This window comes from Rhodococcus sp. 14-1411-2a, assembly GCF_002259485.1.
In the GTDB taxonomy this organism is placed as follows: Bacteria; Actinomycetota; Actinomycetes; order Mycobacteriales; family Mycobacteriaceae; genus Rhodococcoides.
This window is the reverse complement of record NZ_NPGA01000015.1, coordinates 194,314-208,892: the sequence shown is the minus strand read 5'-3', so window position 1 is coordinate 208,892 and position 14,579 is coordinate 194,314. Positions and strand designations below refer to the sequence as shown.

The 14,579-nt window shown below is 64.6% G+C and carries 14 protein-coding genes; 5 read left to right on the top strand and 9 right to left on the bottom strand.

Annotated features, from left to right (window positions below; all coding sequences use genetic code 11):
* Positions 1 to 2: 2 nt before the first annotated feature.
* The 3 genes from CH291_RS14600 to lpdA form a co-directional block, all read right to left on the bottom strand.
* Positions 3 to 782 (bottom strand): ABC transporter permease, encoded by a 780-nt coding sequence (locus CH291_RS14600; protein ID WP_231893723.1) that lies wholly within the window; start codon positions 780 to 782, stop codon positions 3 to 5.
* A 94-nt stretch (positions 783 to 876) separates the two neighbouring features.
* The gene (locus tag CH291_RS14595; protein ID WP_068048004.1) at positions 877 to 1,692 is read right to left on the bottom strand and encodes an MlaE family ABC transporter permease; all 816 of its coding nucleotides are present in this window, start codon (positions 1,690 to 1,692) and stop codon (positions 877 to 879) included.
* A 226-nt stretch (positions 1,693 to 1,918) separates the two neighbouring features.
* Positions 1,919 to 3,334 (bottom strand): dihydrolipoyl dehydrogenase, encoded by a 1,416-nt coding sequence (gene lpdA, locus CH291_RS14590; protein WP_037186801.1) that lies wholly within the window; start codon positions 3,332 to 3,334, stop codon positions 1,919 to 1,921.
* A 115-nt stretch (positions 3,335 to 3,449) separates the two neighbouring features.
* Here lpdA and CH291_RS14585 point away from each other — a divergent pair, with 115 nt between their 5' ends.
* Positions 3,450 to 5,483 (top strand): prolyl oligopeptidase family serine peptidase, encoded by a 2,034-nt coding sequence (locus CH291_RS14585; protein WP_094668699.1) that lies wholly within the window; start codon positions 3,450 to 3,452, stop codon positions 5,481 to 5,483.
* Between the two features lie 3 nt (positions 5,484 to 5,486).
* Here the strand turns inward: CH291_RS14585 and CH291_RS14580 are convergent, their stop codons facing one another.
* The 3 genes from CH291_RS14580 to ppk2 form a co-directional block, all read right to left on the bottom strand.
* The gene (locus CH291_RS14580) at positions 5,487 to 6,557 is read right to left on the bottom strand and encodes an alpha/beta hydrolase (protein WP_094687881.1); all 1,071 of its coding nucleotides are present in this window, start codon (positions 6,555 to 6,557) and stop codon (positions 5,487 to 5,489) included.
* Positions 6,558 to 6,679: 122 nt separating this feature from the next.
* Positions 6,680 to 7,513 carry an alpha/beta hydrolase family protein gene (locus CH291_RS14575; RefSeq protein ID WP_094668700.1) on the bottom strand — a complete coding sequence of 278 codons (834 nt, stop codon included), beginning with the start codon at positions 7,511 to 7,513 and terminating at the stop codon, positions 6,680 to 6,682.
* 958 nt (positions 7,514 to 8,471) lie between these two features.
* Positions 8,472 to 9,416, bottom strand: coding sequence for a polyphosphate kinase 2 (ppk2, locus tag CH291_RS14570; protein WP_179276540.1), 945 nt, complete (start codon positions 9,414 to 9,416; stop codon positions 8,472 to 8,474).
* 296 nt (positions 9,417 to 9,712) lie between these two features.
* Between ppk2 and CH291_RS14565 the strand changes: the two genes are divergently transcribed.
* Positions 9,713 to 9,919 (top strand): PspC domain-containing protein, encoded by a 207-nt coding sequence (locus CH291_RS14565; protein ID WP_068048215.1) that lies wholly within the window; start codon positions 9,713 to 9,715, stop codon positions 9,917 to 9,919.
* 69 nt (positions 9,920 to 9,988) lie between these two features.
* Here CH291_RS14565 and CH291_RS26790 read toward each other — a convergent pair whose 3' ends face one another.
* On the bottom strand, positions 9,989 to 10,135 hold the full coding sequence (locus CH291_RS26790) for a hypothetical protein (RefSeq protein ID WP_156516122.1): 147 nt from the start codon (positions 10,133 to 10,135) through the stop codon (positions 9,989 to 9,991).
* A gap of 147 nt (positions 10,136 to 10,282) precedes the next feature.
* Positions 10,283 to 11,695, bottom strand: a complete 1,413-nt coding sequence (locus tag CH291_RS14560; RefSeq protein WP_094688074.1) for a glucose-6-phosphate dehydrogenase — start codon at positions 11,693 to 11,695, stop codon at positions 10,283 to 10,285.
* Positions 11,696 to 11,744: 49 nt separating this feature from the next.
* On the opposite strand from CH291_RS14560, the gene CH291_RS14555 reads away from it, so the two are divergent.
* From CH291_RS14555 to CH291_RS14545, 3 genes are all read left to right on the top strand, one after another.
* Positions 11,745 to 12,347 carry a hypothetical protein gene (locus tag CH291_RS14555; RefSeq protein ID WP_094688073.1) on the top strand — a complete coding sequence of 201 codons (603 nt, stop codon included), beginning with the start codon at positions 11,745 to 11,747 and terminating at the stop codon, positions 12,345 to 12,347.
* Positions 12,348 to 12,430: 83 nt separating this feature from the next.
* Complete coding sequence (locus tag CH291_RS14550; protein ID WP_176460415.1) at positions 12,431 to 13,672, top strand: globin domain-containing protein; 1,242 nt, start codon at positions 12,431 to 12,433, stop codon at positions 13,670 to 13,672.
* A complete protein-coding gene (locus CH291_RS14545) occupies positions 13,669 to 14,004 on the top strand; it encodes a cupin domain-containing protein (RefSeq protein ID WP_094641020.1) in 336 nt (111 codons plus the stop codon). The genes CH291_RS14550 and CH291_RS14545 overlap by 4 nt, the downstream gene beginning before the upstream one ends.
* On the opposite strand, the gene CH291_RS14540 is transcribed toward CH291_RS14545, so the two are convergent.
* Entirely contained in the window at positions 14,001 to 14,573 is a 573-nt protein-coding gene (locus CH291_RS14540; protein WP_068048205.1) for an isochorismatase family protein, read from the bottom strand. The genes CH291_RS14545 and CH291_RS14540 overlap by 4 nt on opposite strands.
* Between the last annotated feature and the right edge of the window lie 6 nt (positions 14,574 to 14,579).

The window sequence follows — 14,579 nt, the reverse complement described above, 5'->3', positions numbered from 1 at the left end:
CTCTACCCCGAAATCCTTATGCCCGAGTCGAATCCCCACAGGACCAGCGTCATGATCATGTCCAGTACCACCACGGCAACGAGGCTGGCCCTGATGGCGCGGCCCGAGGCGCGCCCGACTCCCTCCGGGCCGCCCGAGGCGTAGTACCCCTGATAGCCGTGGATCAGGATGATCGTCACGACGAACACCGCGGCCTTCAGGAGTGAGAACAGCACGTCGACCGGCTGCAGGAAGGCACTGAAGTAGTGGTCGTAGGTGCCCGAGGACTGTCCGCCGACAACGCGAACCACCACCGCACACGACAGGTAGCTCAGAATGAGGGTCAGCAGGTAGAGCGGCACGATCGTGACGATTCCCGCGATCACCCTGGTGGTGACGACGAAGGGCATCGACTGAATCCCCTGAGCTTCGAGGGCGTCGATCTCTTCCGAGATACGCATCGCACCGATCTCGGCGGTCATCCTGCATCCCGCCTGCGTCGCGAATCCGATGGCCGCGATCATCGGGGCCAGTTCCCGAGTGCTGGCGTACGCCGAGATGAAACCGGTCAACGGCTCCATCCCCACCATGCCGAGGGAATTAAACCCTTCGATCCCGACGGACGCACCCACCGCGACCCCCAGCACGACCAGCACCGACACGGTTCCGCCACCGACGATCAATTTGCCACTGCCCCAGGTGATGTCGCTGAGGATGAGCAGCATCTGACGCCGATAGGAGCGGACCGTATGGGGTATCGCGGCGAGAACCTTGACGCAGAACGTCAGTTGATGGCCCAGCATTTCGAGTACGTCGAACGGCCTGCGCCCGAGGTATCTCGCACCACGGGTGAGGTGAGCGGTGCCGTGCACGGTGTACCGCGAAGGAGTTGCCATCTCAGCCCAACTTCTGCGGCATGAACATCGCAACCAACTGCGTGATCACGACGTTGACGGTGAATGCGGACACCACACCGAGCACGACGGACGCGTTGACCGCGTTGGCTACCCCGCGCGGTCCGTGTGCGGCGGACAACCCTCGCTGGCAGGCCACGATGATGACGATGACCCCGAATATCTCGGTCTTCACCAGCGCGACGACCAGATCTGTCACCGAGGCGAAGGACGCGAACGAGCTGATGTAGCTACCGGGCGTCCCACTCTGAAAACCGACGTTGATCGCATAGCCCGCGGCCAGTCCCATGAAGATGATGAGGATGCACAGGAACGGTGCCACCAGGAGGATGGCCGCCAGCCGTGGTGTGACCAGCCGGCGAACCGGGTCGATTCCCATGGTCGACATCGCGTCGATCTCGTCCCGGATGGTGCGCGCACCCAGATCGGCTGCCACTGCCGCGCCTGCCGCACCGCCCAACAGCAGTGCCGCGACGATCGGTGCGCCCTGGCGGATGACCCCGAGGCCACCCGCGGCTCCGGCGATGGACGTCGCACCGATCTGATCGGTGAGGCTGCCGACCTGAACGGACACGATGACGCCGAACGGAATGGACACCAGTATTGCCGGCACCACCGTGACGGTGACGACGAACCAGGCCTGATCGATGGTGTCGCGCCACGGATGTCGCAGTGTGAGTATGTCGCGGACGAGGTGGACGAAGGCCAGTACACCCAGCTCCAGAGTTCGCCCGAACGTCCGGAATCCACTGGCAACTCCGTCGCTGACGCGTGCGAGCGTCGATGTCGGCGACGACAATTCCCCACCCCCCGGCTTTCTGTTCAGTGCGACTCCCCCGCGCAGGAACGGAAATTACCAGCCGACCGTCGACCAAGTGACGTTTTCTTCACTTACCGAGCTATGACAAGTCACAGACTTCGCCGGGCCGCGTGAAGGTTCCGAAAAGCGACCGGGCCGAGGGGCACCGACGACAACGGCGGCGACCACCGAAGTGGTCGCCGCCGTTGTCGTCGTAGGGCAGGGATCAGAAGTTGATCATGTGGCCCGCGAGGCCGTGGATCGCTTCCTGCAGTGCCTCCGACAGCGTCGGGTGCGTGTGGACGTTGCGGGCGAGCTCGTTGACCGTGAGGTCCCACTTCTGGGCCAGGGTCAGCTCGGGAAGCAGCTCGGACACGTCCGGTCCGATGAGGTGTCCGCCGAGCAGTTCGCCGTGCTCGGTGTCGGCGATGAGCTTGACGAAGCCGGTGGCGTCGCCCAGTCCGTGTGCCTTGCCGTTGGCGGCGAACGGGAAGTTCGCGACCTTGATGTCGGAACCGCGGGCCTGAGCCTCTTCGCGGGCCTGGTCCTCGGTGAGGCCGAAGCTCGCGACCTGCGGCTGGCAGAACGTCGCACGCGGCATCATGCGGTAGTCGTCGATCGGCAATGTCTCTGCGCCGCCGATGGTTTCGGCAGCAACGACAGCCTGCGCCTCGGCCACGTGGGCCAGCTGGAGCTTGGCCGTGACGTCGCCGATGGCGTAGATGTGCGGCACGTTGGTCTGCATCGTGTTGGTGATGCCGATGGCACCGCGATCGGTGAGCTCCACGCCGGTCTTCTCGAGGCCGAATCCTTCGACGCGGGGCGCGAATCCGACGGACTGCATCACCTTGTCGACGGTGAAGGTCTCGCTCTCACCGGACTTGTTGTGCTTGATCGCGACGGTGACCTTGGAGCCGTCGTCGTCGATGCTCTGCACGCCCGCACCGGTGATGACCTTGACGCCGAGCTTCTTGTACTGCTTCTCGATTTCCTTCGAGACGTCCTTGTCCTCGTTGGGCAGCGCACGATCGAGGAACTCGACGATGGTGACGTCGACGCCGTAGTTCTTGAGCACGTACCCGAACTCCATGCCGATCGCACCGGCACCGACGATGAGGATCGAACCCGGCAGATCCTTGGTCATGATCTGCTCTTCGTACGTGACGACGTTCTTGCTCAGCTCGGTTCCCGGGAGCAGCTTGGTGGTGCTGCCGGTCGCGATGATCGCGTTGTCGAACGTGATCGTCTCGGTGCCACCCTTGGTCAGCTCGACCTCGATGGTGTTGGCATCGGTGAACGTGCCCTTGCCGTCGTACTCGGGGATCTTGTTCTTCTTCATCAGGAAGTGAATGCCCTTGACGCGGCCGTCGGCGACCTTGCGGCTGCGATCGAACGCTGCGCCGAAGTCGAAGGACGCTTCACCCGAAATACCGAACAGCTTCGCCTCTTTGGTGAAGAGGTGCGCCAGCTCGGCGTTACGGAGAAGTGCCTTCGAGGGGATGCAGCCCACGTTCAGGCACACACCGCCCCAGTACTTCTTCTCGATGATGGCAGTGCTGAGTCCGAGTTGTGCCGCGCGGATAGCAGCGACGTACCCACCGGGACCGGCTCCGAGGACAACGACGTCATAGTGTGAGGTCACGAGTCCCCAGCGTAGTCGTGACCTCCGACGCTGTCTCGACCTGGTCTTCGTTACCAGCCGGTAGCCACGCGAGCGCCGACCGACCCGACGGCGCATCTGCTGCTAGAACTGTGGAATGGCAATCTCGGACGACCCGTACCTCTGGCTCGAAGACGTCACCGGCGAGGAGGCCCTCGATTGGGTTCGCACCCGCAACGGGGTGACCGTCGAGGAACTGGCCGGAGACGAGTTCGATGCCACCGAGTCCCGCATCCGCGAGGTACTCGACACCGACGCCCGCATTCCGTACGCCCGTCGTCGTGGGCAGTACCTGTACAACTTCTGGCGCGACGCCGAACACGTCCGCGGCCTGTGGCGTCGAACGACGATGGACGAGTACCGAACCGAGAATCCGGTGTGGGACGTGCTGCTCGATCTCGATGCGCTGGCCGGCAGCGAGGACGAGAACTGGGTGTGGGGTGGCGCGCAGGTGCTGCGTCCCGATCAACGACTGGCACTGGTGACGCTCTCCCGCGGCGGGGCCGACGCGACGGTGGTCCGTGAGTTCGATCTCGACTCCCGCACCTTTCGCGCCCCGGAGGACGGCGGATTCGCGCTACCGGAGGCCAAGACCGACATCGGTTGGATCGACGCCGACACCGTCTTCGTAGGAACGGATTTCGGGCCCGGTTCGCTGACCGAATCGGGCTATCCGCGTATCACCAAGCGGTGGCATCGCGGCACCCCACTCGCCGACGCCGAGACCGTGTACGAGGGTGCAGCACAGGACATCTCGATCTCCGCCTGGCACGACCGGACCCCCGGCTTCGAGCGCGACTTCGTCCAGCGTGCCACCGACTTCTACAACTCCGAGACCTACGTGTTGGACGGTTCTGCCCTGACCCGGATCGCGACGCCGACCGACGCGTCGACCTCGGTGCACGAGAACTGGTTGCTGATCCGCACGATGACGCCGTGGACGGTCGGCGACCGAACCTATCCGGCCGGCGCGCTGCTCGCTACGGATTTCGACGAGTTCGTTTCCGGCACAATCGCTCTCACGGTCCTCTTCGCCCCGGACGCGCACACGTCACTGCACCAGTACGCGTGGACCGAGAATCACCTGCTGCTGGTGACGCTGCAGGACGTACGGACGAAATTGCACGTGCTGACCCCCGGCGCGAACGAGTGGGACGTCAGCACGATCGACGGGCTGTCGGACCTGACGTCCACCGAGATCGTCGGCACCGACGCCGAGGAGAACGGTGACGAGTACTTCCTCTCCTCGTCCGGCTACCTGACACCGGCGACACTGCTGGTGGGCACGGTGGGCGGCGAGCTCGAAGTCCTCAAACAGGCTCCGGCGTTCTTCGACGCCGACGGCCTGACGGTGGAGCAGTTCTTCGCCCGGTCCGACGACGGTACCGACATCCCGTACTTCGTCGTCCGACGCGCGGATTCCGGACCCGGACCGACGTTGCTCTACGGTTACGGCGGCTTCGAGATCTCGATGACACCCGGCTACAGCGGTGCAACCGGACGCGCGTGGCTCGAACGTGGTGGCACCTACGTCGTCGCCAACATCCGCGGCGGCGGCGAGTACGGGCCGTCGTGGCACACCCAGGTACTGCGTGCCGGACGCCATCTGGTGCACGAGGACTTCGCCGCTGTCGCACGCGACCTCGTCACCCGAGGCATCACCACCACCGAACAGTTGGCCGCTCAGGGCGGCAGCAACGGCGGCCTGCTGATGGGCATCATGGTGACGAAGTACCCGGAACTGTTCGGCGCGTTGGTATGTCAGGTCCCACTGCTGGACATGAAGCGGTACCATCTGCTGCTCGCGGGCGCGTCCTGGGTGGCCGAGTACGGCAACCCCGACGACCCGGACGAGTGGGAGTTCATCTCGCAGTACTCCCCGTACCAGAACGTCGTCGCTGCATCCGAGCGTCCGTATCCGCCAATTCTGATCGCCACGTCCACCCGCGACGATCGCGTCCATCCGGGACACGCACGCAAGATGGCCGCTCGGTTGGCCGAACTCGGTCAGGACGTGAGCTACTACGAGAACATCGAAGGTGGGCACGGCGGGGCGTCGGACAATGCGCAGTTGGCGTTCAAGACGGCGTTGACCTACGAATTTCTGTGGCGGCACCTCGCTCGCAGCTGATTCTCAGCCGGCGAGCGCGTCCTCGAACATCGGCCAGGAATCGTGCAGGTCGTCCTGCCAGTAGCCCCACGAGTGGGTGCCGCGCTCACGCAACTCGAAGTGGGCCGGGATGTCGAGCTGTTCGAGGGCCGTCTTCAGCCTCCGTGTGCAGTCTCCGGTCGCCACCTCGATGGCACCGCCCACGACCATCTGGTTGAGCAACACGAAGCCGGGCCCGTTGGGATTGGTGCCGTCGAGGGTGTCCGATGCCCCGGCCAGTCCGCTACCGTTGGAGATGTACAGCGCTGTGCCACGCAGCTTTTCGGCGTTGACCACCGCATCGTTGCGTACCCAGTCCTGGTGGTCGTCCAGCCCCCACATGTTCGTCACGTTCGCGCCGAGCGCCATGGACACGACGGTCTTGACGTATGCCCGCCCCAACGGGTCGGTGGTCGACGCGCATCCACTGTAGGAACCGACGGCTCGATACAGCCCCTGGTGGTGCGCGGCGAGGTTCAGGACCGAGGTCGCAGCCATCGAGATACCTGCAATCGCGTTGCGGCCGTTGGTATCCAACAGATCGTCGACGAGCGGCGGCAGTTCGGCCGTGAGGAACGTTTCCCACTGGTTGCGTCCGAGCCTCGGATCGTCCTGCTGCCAGTCCGTGTAGTAGGAGTAGGCCCCGCCGACGGGAGTCACCACGTTGACGTTCTTGTCGGCGAAGAACGCCACGACGTCGGTCTGGGTGTACCAATCCATTCCGTCGAGTCCGCCGCCCGCGCCGTTGAGCAGGTACAGAGTGGGGCCCGGAGTCGTCCGATCGGGAGATCGCAGGATCTTGAGTGGGATCGTTCGGTTCATCGCGGCGGAGTGGACGAACGCGGTCATCGCGGTGTCGTCGGCCACCTCGGTGCGCACCACGTACGACTCCGTCGGACCGGCCACCGAGTCGGCCGGGGCCGCGGAGGCGAGTGGGTGCGCTACTGCTGCGACGCATGCCACCACACACAGGACGACGACTCTGCGCAGCGCACGCGATCGGCGACACCGCTCCCCACCACCGATTCGACCTACCGAATCCCCCTGGCCGTTCATAGTCGTGCTCACTATCGTCGTCGAACAATTGCTGGTTCAAAAACTTCTTACACCAAAACGAACCGAAAGTAGGTAGAAATGACGAATAGCGTGTGAAACGACCAAAAGTTAGTTCGTGCGAATTACCTGTGCATCCACTCCGCAACGAGGTCGGCGACCGCCGTGGGGTTACGGATCCAACCGTTGTGCCCGAGCGGCTCGTCGACGTGTACCGAGGTGACATCGGCACGGGCGAGCTTGCGTACGAGGTTGTCCATCGAGCCGCGAGGCGCGAGGTCGTCGCCCTCGATGGTCACCGCCAGCACCGGCAGCGTCAGACGGCCCATCCGTTCCTCGTAGTCCATGTCGGCCCCAGCAGGCTCGATCGAGCCACTGCGCGCGAACCGGGACCAATCGTCGATCAGAACCCGCGACTGCCGACCGAATCCGCCGATGCCGATGCGATCCCCCGGCCAGAACCCGGCGATGTTGCTGGTGATCGCCATCGCCGCCGCGCCCACGTACAGCGGTACACCGCGGGTCGTACCGAAACCGCGGTGGTACGGCGAGCCCGACGCCACCAGGATCAATCCGCCGAGCCTGCCCCTGATGCGCGCGGCGTACATCGAGCCGAGCTGCCCACCCATGCTGTGCCCGAGCAAGTACGGCGTCGCCTCCGGGAACTGCTCGCGAACCACCTCGAAGATCGCCGGTAAGTCGACCGACACCAGCTCCTGATACCCGTACCGACTCGCCGAACTCGGCTTGGGCACACTGTCTCCCTGGCCGCGCAGGTCACCGATCGCGGCGTGGAAACCGCGCGCGACGAGCGCCTCGGCGAACAGTCGGTAGTAACCACCGGGAATGCCGAGGCCGGGAAGAACGACGATGACGGGTGCATCGTCGCGGCCTTCACCGGGGAACAGTGAGACCGGCACCGTCGAACCGTCGGGCATCTGAATCGGAACCGTCTGCATCGGGCAACCCTATGCCGAGTACTCACCGGCCAGCCCCGACGCCCCTGAGGACCGAACCGCTACCGAATCATCGAGGCTCGCAGGACTTCTCGACCGATCGAGCGACTTCGAACCACGAAAGCCGGGCTCGACGTCGCGTCGAGCCCGGCTCGTGGTCGTGGGTCAGATGGACGGACCGGGGATCTCGATGGTGCCCGAGCCGCTACCTTCCGAGCTACCCAGCGCGAGCAGCTGAAGCAAGATCGCGAGCAATTCCATGAATTCTCCTTGAAGAGAGTGGGATTCGATGCCGAACCGGCATCACGAACACCGCGCCGATGTCGCGGGTGGACCTTGCTGGAGGCTCCGACCGGGTGCTCACGAATCCGAGGCCGACGGTACGGAACCGAGGTACGTCAGTCCGAAGACGAACTGATACCGGAGAACAGCTGGAGGAGGATCGCGAAAAGGTCACCGAGCTCAGCGGACATGGAACTACTCCTTCATCGAGGGGGGTATGCAGATTTGCAGTGACTTGTGTCACGCGATGATCTCTGCAAGAAGATTTCTACCTCAGAAGGTCACGCTCTGTACACGGAAATGACAGTAAAAGTCGAAAATCTTGGTGCGATATCACAAAACGGTGACGGTGCCGAGACGTCGCGGCCGCCCCCGACTGCGACCGCGACGCGCTACGGACGATTAAGCGGCGCTACCCGACGTCAGCACGCCGACGATCTGATCGACGATCGCGTCGACGATGCCGTCGTAGACGCCCGAAGCGATGTCGGAAATGAACTGTGCTGCTGAACCCATGAGAACTCCTGATGCTCGCGTGTACGTACAGCCGTAGGTGATACGACCTCCCTCGTTCTTACCGCACGCTAAGGTTTGGCGCAGCACCCGGTATCAACTCGAGACCCCGGAAAGATGGTGCCGCAACGGTTCACCGGAAATCTCACCGGTTATGCAGTGAAAACTATTCGCCGATCACTTCTTTCGCGCGGCCCACAAGCAACGGGTCTGTTTCCCCGACTATCTCGGGATCCTTGTTGGCATAGTCGAACTTGTTGAGCACGAAACGCATCGCGTTGATGCGAGCCCGCTTCTTGTCGTTGCTCTTGACGACCGTCCACGGTGCGACATCGGTGTCGGTGGCGCGAAAATTCTCTTCCTTCGCCGCGGTGTACGCATCCCACTTGTCCAGCGAGGCGAGGTCCATGGGCGAGAGCTTCCACTGCCGCACCGGGTCGACCTGCCGAATGGCGAAGCGGGTGCGCTGCTCGTGCTGCGACACCGAGAACCAGAACTTGGTCAGACTGATGCCGTCGTCCACGAGCATCTGCTCGAACAGCGGTGCCTGGCGAACGAAGTGGGCGTGCTGCTCGTCGGTGCAGAAACCCATGACCCGCTCGACGCCCGCACGGTTGTACCAGGACCTGTCGAACAGGACGATCTCCCCGGCCGCGGGCAGGTGTGCGATGTAACGCTGGAAGTACCACTCGGTCGACTCGCGCGCCGACGGCTTCTCCAGCGCAACCACACGCGCACCGCGCGGGTTGAGGTGTTCCATGAATCGCTTGATCGTGCCGCCCTTACCGGCGGCGTCTCGGCCCTCGAAGACGATGACGTGCCGTCGACCGGTCTCCTTGGTCCACATCTGCAGCTTCAGGAGTTCGATCTGCAGCAGACGCTTCTCGAGCTCGTACTCGGCGCGCGTCATGCGCTCGTCGTACGGGTAGTTCTCGCGCCAGGTGTCGACGACGTGGCCGTCGGGGACGGTCAGCAGTATCGGATCGTCGTCGTCGGAGTCGTCGACGGCGAAGCCCGAGGTGTCGGCAAGATCTACCGCCTCGGTGATGTCGAGCAAGTCGCTCAGGTTCGTGCGTGGAGCCTCACCGTTGCGCAGATCATTGTCGGTCATGTGCCGAAAGTTAGTGCTCATCGGTGACCATTCCATGGCGGTTCGGTGAACACCACACGCCTGCGGCAGCGTTGCGCGTACCCGGCCCGCAAGGGGGACGAGCCGGGTACGCGCGATACGCCTTACGACCGATCGGGTGCGACCGTAACCCTCACCGAAGCGTCCGGTCCAGGTCTCGGCGCGTAAAAGTCGGAGATCCTGTTCGAGCACCGTTTGCCGGACCGTCCGTTTATCGGGGTCGATATGGGTGAAACCCCCGATGTGCCGAAAGCCGTTGATGACGCAGACTTTTCACCATGACATTCGAGAGCGGTTCCCCCAGAGAATTCACCCGGTCCAGTTCGCAGAAGATGATCGGAGGCGTCTGCGGCGGCGTTGCCGAATATTTCGGCTGGGACGTCAACATCGTCCGCCTCGCCACCGTTGCCGGCACGGTCCTGACCGGCGGCACCGTCGTGCTGATCTACCTCGCGGGGTTGATGTTGATGCCGCTCCGGCCGTGACGGCCCACCTGCACGACAGAAGGCCCCGCTCCTCGACGGACGAGGAGCAGGGCCTTCTGCGATGTGGGACTAGCTGGAGCCGAAGCTACCGGTGCTGTCTCCGAGGAGTCCCTCGAGCAAGCCGTCGAGCAGTCCGCCGGTGATGAGGTCGCCGAGGCCGCCTTCCTCGCCGCCACCGAGGATGGGCAGGAGATCGGTGATGAGGTCCAAGAACATGGGTGAAGGCCTTTCGAGAAACGTCGAGGGGGGTCTGACGGGTGATGTAAGAGCGTCAGAAACATATCGTCGGCAACTCGGTACAGTCCATCGTTTCGGACAAAAAGGACCCACCGACTGTTTCGGACCCCGAAACGCGACGCAGACTCAGCCCTCGGTATTCCCGGTGATCAACCAGCCACAGGGTGCGGCGAGCGCGTCTGCCTCGGCGGGTCCCATCGAACCGGGCTCGTAACTCTTCACCTCGGGCGGGTTGCTCAGCAAGGGAGCCGCGACATCCCACACGTGCGCCAGACCGTCCGGCCTGGTGAACAACGATCTGTCTCCGCTGAGCACATCGAGGATCAGGCGCGCGTATGGGCTGAGCGGCTCTGCGTCGGGCACCGACTTCAGCGGTAACGCCAGATGTCCCACCGACAGATCGAAATCCGGGCCCGGTTCCTTGACCGTCATGGCGATGTCGATGCTGCCGTCTCCGGACAGATCGAAGGACAGCACCGCCCCGTCCTCGGGCAGCTCGGTGAGCGGACTGTCGGCGGGCTTGCGGAACACCAACGACACCCGCTGCGCTCCGACACCCAGCATCTTTCCGGTGCGCAGCAGGAACGGCACTCCACGCCAGCGGTCGGTGTCGACCCACAGCTTGGCCGCCACGAACGTGTCGACCTCGGAGTTGTCGTCGACTCCCTCGACGTCGCGGTAACCGTCGTACTGACCGAGTACCACCTCGTCGGTGTCCAACGCCCGGAACTTCCCGATCACCGTCTCCCGAGCCGATTGCAGATCCTCGGCCTTCAGTGACGCCGGCGGTTCCATCGCCACCTCGGCCGCGACCTGGAACAGGTGCGTGACGAGCATGTCCAGCACGGCACCGGTCTCGTCGTAGAACTCGGCGCGGTCGTCGATGTCGAGGGTCTCGGGGACGTCGACCTGCACCTGAGCAATGTGCTCGGAGTTCCAGATGCCGCTGATCATGCCGTTCGCGAACCGCAGCACGTGCAGATTCTGGGTCGCTTCCTTGCCCAGGAAGTGGTCGATTCGGTAGACCTGCTCTTCCTCGACGACCTCGTGGACGGCTTTGTCGAGTTCCTCGAAATTGCTCTGAGAAGTGCCGAAGGGCTTCTCGTAGACCACCCTGGAACCCTCGGCGAGATCGTGTGCACCCAGGGCCTTCGTGTAATCGACGAAGGTGCTGGGCGGCAACGCGATGTAGTGCACCAGCTGGGCGTCGTCGCCGATGTCCTTCTTCACCTCGGCGACGATCTCGGGCAACGTACCGGGATCGTCGACGGTGAAGCCGTTGCCCGCGAAACGGATTCGCTCGGAGAATTCGGACCAATCGCCGTCGTCCACGTTCTCGGCGAACTCGTCGAGGACGCTGCGGACGTGATCGCGGAACTCGTCGTCGGAGGTGTCCTTGCGGCCGTTGCCGATCAGGACCCATTTCTCGGGCAGCAGGCCCTCGATATGGAGTTGGTAGAACGACGGCAGGACCATTCGCTTCGCGAGGTCTCCGGTCGCGCCGAACAGGACGAATACAGTGGGTTGCGAGGACGCCATGACCTCCACTATGCACCGACCCGGGCCGAGCATGGCTACAGTCGGTGTGATGACCAGATCACGGTTTCACGGTGAGATCTACGGGGTAGGCACGATGTCCGGCGTGCGGATCGTCGTCGGGCATTGGACGCGGTCGCCGCTCGGGGAATTCACCGACGTCATGGTCCAGTTCGCGGACGGACAGCGTCTGCTGATCGCCCCCAACGAGGACGTACGCGAATTCGTCACCGCCACATACACATTCGACTCCACCGAGCTGGTCCCGGTGACCTTCGCAGCGGAGCCGGATGGATGGCGATCGGTGCAGGCCGGTGACCTGTCGATCAGGATCCGCGTCGCCGGGCCGACCGTGCTCGGTCGCGCATTGAGCATCGTGCCCGACGCGGTGTCGACGGCACCGTGGTTCTGCGCGATCAGCGACCCCATCGCCCGAGTCGTACTGCGCGGAGTGCGCACCCGCGGCAGCGCAGGCGGGGGCCGACGCGAGTACTACGGTGCCAGGCACCAACATCGCGTCACCGACGTCTCCGCATCGTGGCAGGGCGAGGACCTCGGATCGCTCACCCCCGTCACACCCCCGGTGACATTCGGATTCGGCAGCACCCCGGCGGCACCGTCGGTCACCTCCATCACCACGACGATCGACAGTTAGAAAGCCACCCGAGGGACGAAGGTCCCTCGACGTCGGGACGTAAAGGGCTGCTGCGACAGCAGCGCAGCGGCCAGGGTGGTGACGTGACCCTCACTGCACCACCCCGCCCCTCGTCCGACACCCACCCCGCTCTGTCTCCCGCTGCCGAGGCCGTCGTCCGAGTCACTGCCGGTGTGGTCGCGGAACACTCCGAAACGATCAGCGCCCGCTTCTACGAGTCGATGCTCGGCGAACGCCCCGAGCTGTGGCGGCTGTTCAACCGCGCGAATCAGGAAACCGGAGAGCAGAGTCGGGCACTGGCCGCGTCGGTGGTCGGCTACGCCGTGCAACTGATCGACCCGGACGCACCGTCGTTCGAGCCGGTGTTGCGCCGCATCGCCGGCAAGCACATCACCCTCGGCATCACCCCGGAGCAGTACACCCTCGTCGGCCGTCACCTGCTCGGTGCCGTAGCCGACATCCTCGGCGCCGCCGTCACTCCCGCCGTCGCTGCCGCGTGGGACGAGGTCTACTGGTTGTTCGCCACTCAGCTCGTCGCCACCGAAGCGCGCCTCTACGCAGCGGCAGACATCGACCCCCACAATCCGCTGCGCCCGTATCGCGTGATGCGGCGCACGCAGGAAAGCCCCGGCACGGTCTCGCTCGTCCTCGAACCCGCGGACGGCGCTCCCCTTCCCGCACTCGCGGCCGGCCAGTACGTCACGGTGTTCGTCGACCTCGCCGACGGCACCCGGCAGCCGCGTCAGTACAGCGTCTCGTCCATCGCCTCCGACACCCGCCTGCAGATCACGGTGGCACAGGTACGGAACGGTCCGCCCGGGCAGGTCTCGACCCACCTCCAAGAGGCCGTCGACGTCGGCGACATTCTCGAAGTGAGCAGTCCTGCAGGCGATTTCGGAGTACCTACCGGCGAAGGACCGCTGCTGATCGCCACGGCCGGTGCCGGAATCACCACGGTGCTGCCGCTCGTCGAGCATCTCGCTCGAACTCAGCCCGGCCGACCACTGATACTGGCCCACGCCGACCGCAGCCGCGCCGACCATGCATTGCGACAGGCGATCGCCACCGCGGCCGAAGCACTCGACGACGTCGTCGATCAAGCCTGGTACGAGACCGTCGACGCGGACGATTCGACGTCGTTCACCGGATTGATGGATTTCGACCGGATCGCCTTCACCGCGGACACCCACGTGCTCAGCTGCGGACCGTTGCCGTTCCTGCGCGCCGTCCGGCTCGCGGCCCTTCAGCGCGGCGTACCGCCGGACCGCATCTCCTACGAGGTGTTCGGGCCGGACCTGTGGTCTCCCGTCACCGTGACCGAATGAAGAAGGTTTCGCTCGACGCACTCGTCGGCACGCAGATCGCGACGGCCACCGCCGCCTCGTCGCGTCGGGCGGCGGTGGCGGTGTACGGGGGCCACGACCACGCTCTCCGACAAACACTGATCGCGCTCGCTGCCGGTGCCGAACTGTCCGAGCACAGCAACCCAGGAGAGGCCACCGTGCATGTCCTGTCCGGTCGGGTCGAATTGGTCAGCGGCAGCAATGTGTGGTGCGGAATGTCCGGAGATTTCTTGATCGTCCCCGAAGCACCGCACTCCTTGCGAGCCATGACAGACGCGGCCGTGCTGCTGACGACGGTGGTCGCGTCGGCCTAGACCACCGAAGCGCCGGATGCTCTCAGCTCGTCGAGGGCCGCCGCGGAGGTCTCGGGAGCAACCCCGGCGACGAGGTCGGTGAGGACGCGGACGTCGAATTTCTCGGCGACGGCATCCTTGGCCGAGGCCAGCACACAGTAGTCGGTCGCAAGCCCGACGACGTCGATGTCGGTGACCTCGTTGGCAGCGAGTATCTCGGCCAGGGGCGTCCCGTCCTCGGTGACGCCCTCGAACGCCGAGTACGACGGCTTGCCCTGCCCCTTGTAGACGTGCACGTCCACCGAACCGGTCGCGTAATCGGGGTGGTACTCGGCACCGACCGTGCCTGCCACGCAATGCACCGGCCACGTGGTGACGAAATCCGGTGCGGCATCGGTGGCGAAATGCCCGCCGTTGTCGCCCTCTGCGTCGTGCCAATCCCGCGAGGACACCACGAGGTCGTAGTCGTCGCCCTGGCGCGCCAGGTACGCGCTGATCCTGCGCGCGACCTCCGCCCCGCCGGCCACCGCCAGCGCGCCACCCTCGGTGAAATCGTTCTGCACATCCACAACCAACAGCGCACGAGTCATGGATCC

Bases quoted from the DNA above. Each gene is read 5' to 3' on its own strand.
- CH291_RS14600 (WP_231893723.1), bottom strand. From the start codon at position 782: ATGCTGGGCCATCAACTGACGTTCTGCGTCAAGGTTCTCGCCGCGATA.
- CH291_RS14585 (WP_094668699.1), top strand. From the start codon at position 3,450: ATGGCAATCTCGGACGACCCGTACCTCTGGCTCGAAGACGTCACCGGC.
- CH291_RS14580 (WP_094687881.1), bottom strand. From the start codon at position 6,557: ATGAACGGCCAGGGGGATTCGGTAGGTCGAATCGGTGGTGGGGAGCGG.
- CH291_RS14575 (WP_094668700.1), bottom strand. From the start codon at position 7,513: ATGCAGACGGTTCCGATTCAGATGCCCGACGGTTCGACGGTGCCGGTC.
- ppk2 (WP_179276540.1), bottom strand. From the start codon at position 9,416: ATGACCGACAATGATCTGCGCAACGGTGAGGCTCCACGCACGAACCTG.
- CH291_RS14565 (WP_068048215.1), top strand. From the start codon at position 9,713: ATGACATTCGAGAGCGGTTCCCCCAGAGAATTCACCCGGTCCAGTTCG.
- CH291_RS26790 (WP_156516122.1), bottom strand. From the start codon at position 10,135: ATGTTCTTGGACCTCATCACCGATCTCCTGCCCATCCTCGGTGGCGGC.
- CH291_RS14560 (WP_094688074.1), bottom strand. From the start codon at position 11,695: ATGGCGTCCTCGCAACCCACTGTATTCGTCCTGTTCGGCGCGACCGGA.
- CH291_RS14555 (WP_094688073.1), top strand. From the start codon at position 11,745: ATGACCAGATCACGGTTTCACGGTGAGATCTACGGGGTAGGCACGATG.
- CH291_RS14545 (WP_094641020.1), top strand. From the start codon at position 13,669: ATGAAGAAGGTTTCGCTCGACGCACTCGTCGGCACGCAGATCGCGACG.
- CH291_RS14540 (WP_068048205.1), bottom strand. From the start codon at position 14,573: ATGACTCGTGCGCTGTTGGTTGTGGATGTGCAGAACGATTTCACCGAG.